The sequence below is a fragment of the Buttiauxella noackiae ATCC 51607 genome (assembly GCF_001654865.1).
GTDB classification, from domain to species: domain Bacteria; phylum Pseudomonadota; class Gammaproteobacteria; order Enterobacterales; family Enterobacteriaceae; genus Buttiauxella; species Buttiauxella noackiae.
The window spans coordinates 1-3,913 of record NZ_LXEO01000076.1; the positions used below are offsets into that span (position 1 = coordinate 1).

A 3,913-nucleotide genomic window follows, 5' to 3' on the forward strand; every position below is an offset into this window, starting at 1 on the left:
TGTACCTTGCACAACTTCAGAATGAAAACCCTCGTTCGTCTCTTCAGGTTCGACAAACAATTTTACTCAAGGTGTCTTTGACTCCAGCGTCCACACTGGCGACCGCCTAAATCACTGGGCAAGACGTTCATTCCACCTTCTGAAAAGGGATCCGTTTGCCAGTACGTGTAAGGCTTGCTGTTTGCTGGTGGGCGTGGGCTGAAGCCTTTAGCCTTGTATACAGGTCGTTTATGTCGTGGGTGCATTAGGCAATCATCTGAGCAATGTCAGCCTGTAACTGTAACTGGCGCTGGCGTTCTGCGTTCTGTAGCTCGATAGCTTCCAGTGCTGAGGCAAGAGCTTTACGCGCTGTTTCAGTTTCAACATGCAAGCGGTTAAGCTTCGAGAGGTAGTCGCTTTCTGCTGTGGCTGTTGCACGCTTCGCTAATTCCTTGACGCTACAGTTTGGGGCGTACAGGAGGCTGAGACTCATACCATTGTTTCGAATCTGCTCAGGGTATCGGCTTGTAGCTGCTTCACGGTTGTACGTCTCTGCAATCATGGTAAGGCTTTGCAGTCGTAAGTCTTGAAAACCAATGCGCTGTGATTTGGTTCTTAATAGGTTTTCAGCGTCAGAAGAAATAACACTGTTTTTGCTGTCGATAAAACTTTGTTCCGCTGCTTTGGCTTGCTGAAAGTTATTTTTTAAAGTGGTTAGCTGTTCATACATTTTTTAGAGCCTTATCTGATAGGAAGTTAATTTGTAATACGTGCTGATTTCCAGATAACACGGAAACAAGCTTATCAAGCTGGTAGCCATCACCAGCGCCTTTAATTCTTCGGTACATGGTGCGGATAAACTCGCTACGGTCATGTTTACAAGTTCCAAAGAAATGTTTTGGTTTAATTAGTAATTCGGATTCGCAGTTATACGTGCTGTACACATAGGCTGAAATTCGAATAGGTCTATTTGGTTCGACCATTTCAAAGAATGCCTTTTCTGATGGCAGGTTATCTAAAATCATTATTGGGGTGTCCGTTAATAGGTGCCACCAGCAAATACAAAATCGTCAGGGGTGTACATTCAGTTAGAACAAGAAAGAAACTGAAGTACCAATTTACGTTTGCTTTGCTGGTGGGCTTAATTGGGGTGTGTTGTATTGGTGGGTCGCGGGTACTCGGTTATTAAACTTTTCCCCGCTATCAGCACCACTACTGAATTAGTTTTAAACGCTTCGCTACGGTGGTGCGGTTTACCTTCAGGGCTTCCGCTGTAAGGCAGACGTTAAAGCCTGTAGCCTTGTGCGTTGAGAGCAGTTCGCTATCAGTGAAGGTGCGCTTTGTAGGCTTTCTGATGCATGGCACACCATGAGCAATTTTAATTTTGCGTAGCGTGTCGTAGGTAATCGAGTTGGCCTTACAAATGCTGGTGGCTGTTGCTCCAGCTTTGGCAGATTCGACAATATCAGCAATTTGTTTATTGGTAAGTTGCTTTGTCTGCTGAGTCTGAATCTTTGAGGGTTTAGCGTTTAGTTTACGGATAGTAGCCAATAGCCTCTGGGCTTCATCTGGCTTATTATCGGACACAAGTTTTAATACTGGCGACAATAAATCAATAAGTGACGGCTTAATAACTGACAAGTGTTCGAGAGTAGTATCAATCATTCGAGCATCGTTATATTGAATAGCTTTGTCGATATTAACTAAATGGTGTTGTGTGTTTGGTTGTAGTTTTGCATACATTAAAAACCTATTGTTAGTGGCGCTGATGGGTGTATCTGTATAGATACTGTTTAGTGGTTCTGTTAAGAACCCCGTAAATAACTAAATCACCATTGAATTAACGTTAGGTGAAAGTGTTATTTACGGTGGATACAATCAGGCGTGTATTGTCGTCTCGGGTAATAAGTAACCCGCAACCGATAATAGGCTTCACGTATAGTAAGCCGTTCTCTTTTCTCGCACTGAGCTTGTTTAAGACTAATGGGAATTTCTTCCAGAATAGCCAGCTTTAAGCACTATTCCCGTACACCATAAAGGCAGGGCAGTTGTTATTTGTAAGACGTTTTCTTTCGCCCCGGGGTCGTGGGCGCAGCGTTCCTGAAGGGCAGCGCATACAGTTTCCCGTAAGGCTGCTGGTGGTGCTGGTATCAAATGAGAATGAGACGCATCTGATAGAACCACCATAGCAGTGTTTATCAGTTTTGTCTTTAGCAAAAAGTGCTATTTTTTATTTTTTTATAATGGGAAGTGCTCGCCTTTGCTGGCGGTTCACTGTTTGTATGAAAAATATCCACCGTGGGTATGTTGGTGCTTAGTGGGCTGAAAGCGTTCGGTTACCTTATCGTGCAAACGCCTGAAATATGGTGGACATGTGGCGCTGTGCGCTGCTGTAGGGGTGCTGGTGGTGTGAATGTATGTCTTTAACGCTGCACCGCTCAGAATGCGATACAGCGCGTTTAAATGGCTATGCTACTAATTGCTTGCTGATGCGCTGCACTGTGGAGGATGTCCATTCCTTGCCGTTGATGGTCTTGAATCCGCGCTCGTTCATGTAGGCTGCAAGCTGGCGCACTGATGTATAGCCCTTGGCCTTACCTGCTAAGAATGCATCCTCTACCGTCTGGAGGTAATCCGCTGCCATTGCGTTACGTGCTGCTGCACTGGCTACTGTACCCGCTGCGCGTACTTCTGGCGCGATGTGGTTACGTCTTGCAATCTTGGCCTGAGACTCAGTGTCTCCAGCGTCTGCCCTGTCCTGTAGCTTGGCTAAAGCGTCTTTGGTACGCGCTGCGATAAACTCGCGTTCCTGCTGGGCTAAGGCTGCAAACAGGTTAATCTGGAAGTTGTCAGCCGTTGGCATGGTGGCAATTTTGATATTGACCTGTTTCATGAGTGCAGCCATGTGTTCAACGTCCCTATGGAAGCGGTCAACCTTGGCGGCCATAAGTACCGCACCATGCTTCAGGCAATACGCTACAGCCTTATCAAGTTCTGGGCGATTGCGCAGGGATCCCGATACACCGTTGTCTGTAAAGCTGGCGACTTTAGTCCATCCCTGCTGGTGGATAGCTGCGTTGCAATAGTCTTCCTGTGCTTCCAGACCTAAACCAGTGCCTTTCTTGCTGATGCGATAATAGGTGACGACTTTCATGTTTTGCCCTGCCCTTGTTTTGATGAAAGCAGTGTACCGGAATCGGTGTATTTGTGCAATACACCCGAGCTGTAAAAAATACACTAAGGCCGAATAATCAAACGTATGAAAATAGCCTGTTCATGCCTGTAAATTGAATGTTTGTTGTAAACCTGATGGGGATGTGTAGTAAAAGCGATGTTTTGAGGTGTGTTTGTTGTATTTTGCCACCAGCATAAAACCTTATGTATCAAGGGTTTAACCGGGAAAACATGTATAAATGAGGCTTTGGGATTGATGTCTTTATGAGGTGTTTATTAGGGAATAAAATCGGGGTGAATGGCTATAAATCGCACTATCTTAGCTGTATTTTTGAACATAACAGGAAATGAGCAATAGAAGCCAATAAGCCCGTAGTGGTTACCAGTAAACAAGGCGCTATGCGCTTCGTCACCTGTTGGGCTTTGTTCAGTTTGGCGATGCTGGTCGGGCTGCTTATCGAGTACCGTTCGTTTATGGCACGGTGTACACCACGTTAGAGCCTGCGTCTTTGCCTTGCAGGTTGGCTTACCACTGTTCGCTCGTTTATCGTCGTACTGACCGCCTCCGGCTTAAAGAGGGCAACACTGGTAACGGTGGGTTAATGTCGTTGAAATGGTTTTCTGATAGGCGTGACAAGCGTTCTATCCGTGGGCTATACTGTCACCGCCAAGTGTTGTGTATGCCCACGCCGTTACGGTTCGCATATTACATCTGAAAAGCCTGTTTAGTCCACGCGATTGAACAGGCTTTTCGCCTTTC

Annotated in this window: 4 protein-coding genes; all 4 read right to left on the reverse strand. The window is 45.8% G+C overall.

Annotated elements, in window-relative coordinates; genetic code table 11:
- Positions 1 to 244: 244 nt before the first annotated feature.
- On the reverse strand, positions 245 to 709 hold the full coding sequence (locus M979_RS22145; RefSeq protein ID WP_064556433.1) for a hypothetical protein: 465 nt from the start codon (positions 707 to 709) through the stop codon (positions 245 to 247).
- Positions 702 to 1,004, reverse strand: a complete 303-nt coding sequence (locus M979_RS22150; RefSeq protein WP_064556434.1) for a hypothetical protein — start codon at positions 1,002 to 1,004, stop codon at positions 702 to 704. Before M979_RS22150 ends, M979_RS22145 begins: the two co-directional genes overlap by 8 nt.
- Before the next feature lie 187 nt (positions 1,005 to 1,191).
- Positions 1,192 to 1,722: a hypothetical protein gene (locus M979_RS22155; protein WP_064556435.1), complete on the reverse strand. Its 531-nt coding sequence runs from the start codon at positions 1,720 to 1,722 to the stop codon at positions 1,192 to 1,194.
- A 724-nt stretch (positions 1,723 to 2,446) separates the two neighbouring features.
- Entirely contained in the window at positions 2,447 to 3,133 is a 687-nt protein-coding gene (locus M979_RS22160) for a recombinase family protein (RefSeq protein ID WP_064556436.1), read from the reverse strand.
- Positions 3,134 to 3,913 lie beyond the last annotated feature (780 nt).

What these genes read in the sequence shown, in the direction of transcription:
- M979_RS22145 (WP_064556433.1), bottom strand. Translation starts at nt 709, where the DNA reads ATGTATGAACAGCTAACCACTTTAAAAAATAACTTTCAGCAAGCCAAA.
- M979_RS22150 (WP_064556434.1), bottom strand. Translation starts at nt 1,004, where the DNA reads ATGATTTTAGATAACCTGCCATCAGAAAAGGCATTCTTTGAAATGGTC.
- M979_RS22155 (WP_064556435.1), bottom strand. Translation starts at nt 1,722, where the DNA reads ATGTATGCAAAACTACAACCAAACACACAACACCATTTAGTTAATATC.
- M979_RS22160 (WP_064556436.1), bottom strand. Translation starts at nt 3,133, where the DNA reads ATGAAAGTCGTCACCTATTATCGCATCAGCAAGAAAGGCACTGGTTTA.